At 33.9% G+C, this 2736-nt stretch carries 3 protein-coding genes and 1 pseudogene; all 4 read left to right on the top strand.

All coding sequences use genetic code 11. The features are described from left to right. Nucleotides 1–822 (top strand): RHS repeat domain-containing protein (locus IEV41_RS19830; RefSeq protein ID WP_188390226.1); only part of this gene is annotated, 822 nt, incomplete at its 5' end. A 6-nt stretch (nt 823–828) separates the two neighbouring features. Continuing rightward, nucleotides 829–1503, top strand: a complete 675-nt coding sequence (locus tag IEV41_RS19825; protein ID WP_188390225.1) for an Imm26 family immunity protein — start codon at nt 829–831, stop codon at nt 1501–1503. Nucleotides 1504–1606: 103 nt separating this feature from the next. After that, a complete protein-coding gene (locus IEV41_RS19820; protein ID WP_188390224.1) occupies nt 1607–1972 on the top strand; it encodes a ribonuclease E inhibitor RraB in 366 nt (121 codons plus the stop codon). Nucleotides 1973–2465: 493 nt separating this feature from the next. Further along, nucleotides 2466–2736 (top strand): annotated as a pseudogene (locus IEV41_RS19815) (hypothetical protein); the annotation flags it as partial.

Raw genomic sequence — 2736 nt, 5'->3', positions numbered from 1 at the left:
GGCCAAACGTTCTATTACCACTACAATTCCCACGGCGATGTCATTGCGATGACGGACCAACAAGGAAAAATAGTCGCAAGTTATGAATATGATGCATGGGGTAACGTATTAAAGAGCGAAGCAACAGGCCCAGTGGCAGACAATCCATTTGGTTATGCAGGATATATGTATGACAAAGAAATTGGGATGTATTATCTAATTGCTCGTTATTACCAACCAGAACATGGTGTGTTCTTATCAGTAGACCCAGATCCAGGTGATGCGGATGATCCGATAACACAGAATGGGTATACGTATGCGGGGAATAATCCAGTGATGCATGTTGATCCAGATGGAAATTGGTTCTGGGCTGTGGTGAATGTTGTATCAGCAGCGGTAAGTGGTTATCAAGCTTACAAATCAGGTGGAAGTTGGGGAGATGTTGCTGCTGCAGCTGTAATCGGAGTTATTAATCCGGTGAAGGTATTTACACCAGTAAAGCAAGTTGCAAAAAGTGTTAAGAGTGCTTCTCAAGGAAAACATATGGTTTATGCTTTAAAAGATAACGGAAAAACTGTATATATAGGAAGAACTAAAAATCCAAAAGCAAGATCCTGGGCACATAAAAAATTAAAAGGAGAGCACCTTGATTTTGTACCTATAGCAAGAAATTTAACGAAAAAGCAAGCTAAAGGATTAGAATATTATCATTATTTGAGAAATGGTGGAAAGAAAAAATTGTTGAATAAGGTCAGACCTATTTCTCCTAAAAATAAAAAATTTAAAAGCTATGTTCGTGAAGGCATGAAGTGGCGGACGAATAGGAATAATTATAGAAGGTGAATATAAATGGCAAATGAAAACTTTAGTATTAATGAGACAATTATTGATAAACAAATGAATGTATATAAAGAAATGGTTTCTTTATATCAAAGTGAGTATAAACGTTTCCCTACTATTCAAGAAGTTGAACAGATTTTAGCTACTGCATTAAAGTATCAACAATCCATAGACTTTAAAGGTAACGAGGGAATTGAAATTCATGATGTAAAGATAAAAACAACCAAGGCAAAAAAAACTCAATTTTTTAAGCCAGGAGACATAGTTGCAATACCGTTAAATCACGGTGAAATTTATGGTTACGGGATGATTTTGTCTGGAGGACCTAAAAAACAAGATGAGGATACGTATATTAAATTTACGAATATATTTACAAAAGAAATTTTAAATATCATAGAATTTAGAAAAAAAGAGTATAAAGAATTATTCTTATTAAACTGTGCATTTGGCTCAATTACCGCAAGGATTTGGAAAATAATCGGCGAAGTACCATATAATCCACAAAGTTTTAAGATACCAAATTTTTTACAAACTCTCTCTTCGACTGAGCGTTGGGTTATAATAGGTGGGGATGTAGGTAACAAACGCTATGCTGAAAAAAAAGAAATTAGCGAGCTGAACCCTTTTGGTATATTTGGGAATGGTAGTATTGAAGTAATGCTATATGAACGTTTCTTAGATTAAAAAAATTAAATCATAATTGTCATGCTTAACATGCTTTCTAATAGAAAGTTTGGTAGTAAAAGAGAATATATGATAGAATAAAAAATTTGGAGTGACATCATTTATGGCTGAAACAATGGAAGAAAGAAGAATTCGTGAGCAACAAGATATAGACACCATTTCTGCACTAAAGGAAGCAGGATCTGATCTAAAGAAAGAGCATTACTTAGAACATTACTTTGTGTTAAATAATAGTGAAGCTATTGAAAAAATTGTTGGCGATTTGCATGTACAAGGGTACGATATTTATGAACCTTCTGAGCAAACAGATGAGTTTGGAGAAACTATTTACTTGTTAGTGATCGGAAAACCTTGTGTTCCAACACAAGAAAATGTATGGGCAGAAACGAAAAAAATGACAGAAATAGCAATCACATATTGGGGTAGTTCTAATTACTATGATGGATGGGAAGCTGCAATTGAAAAATAAAGATATAGTCATAGAAGGTTTATATTAATAGTAGAATGGATTTAAACAAGGTAGGGCATTGTAGTAATGATTTTAAAACGTTTCTTAATTTCTTAGGTAAAGAATAATCTTTTATAAAAATCGAAAATAAACTAGCTAGAGAAGAATCCGTCTTTGTTCAAGAGGGATTCTTCTTATTTACGATAAGAAAAAGGATAATTACGTTGCGAATGGAAGAAATTTAACTTGTAATATATGAATGCTTTGATTAAATTAACGTAGCTAGCCAGGAAAGTCGTTGGTTTACTTGGCTAGTTATGTTTTTTCTTCAGATTGTTTAACTAGTTTGTAAAACGTAGTTCATTGTGTACTGGAAAGTACCATAGCTTTACGGCAGTTATCTCTCCTGATGTCCATTTGTTATATGCTTCTATGAATTCTGGGTATTAGGTCTCCCGAATTTAACATTAACCATGGTTCATACCAAAATACAACAAGCTACGTATACGACGTCTTGAACCAAAACACAGAAGTCAAAGATGGAGACAAAACATACCGCTTTGATTATGATGAATATGGAAACGTCCGAACGTATACATCTAGTAACGGAATAGGTACAGCATTCCATTATGACCATACGAAGAAGGTTGATTTACTCTCTATTGGGGATCAACAAGGAAATAGCCTCCTACATGAAACATACAAGTACGATGCCAACAGTAATCGTACAAACATCATACGTACAAAAGACGGTAAAACAGAAGAAACCACGTATAAATATGATT

It is taken from the genome of Priestia taiwanensis (genome assembly GCF_014638355.1).
Classification (GTDB): Bacteria; Bacillota; Bacilli; order Bacillales; family Bacillaceae_G; genus Priestia_D; species Priestia_D taiwanensis.
This window is presented reverse-complemented; position numbering and strand designations above follow the sequence as displayed.

What these genes read in the sequence shown, in the direction of transcription:
- IEV41_RS19820 (WP_188390224.1), top strand. Translation starts at nt 1,607, where the DNA reads ATGGCTGAAACAATGGAAGAAAGAAGAATTCGTGAGCAACAAGATATA.
- IEV41_RS19825 (WP_188390225.1), top strand. Translation starts at nt 829, where the DNA reads ATGGCAAATGAAAACTTTAGTATTAATGAGACAATTATTGATAAACAA.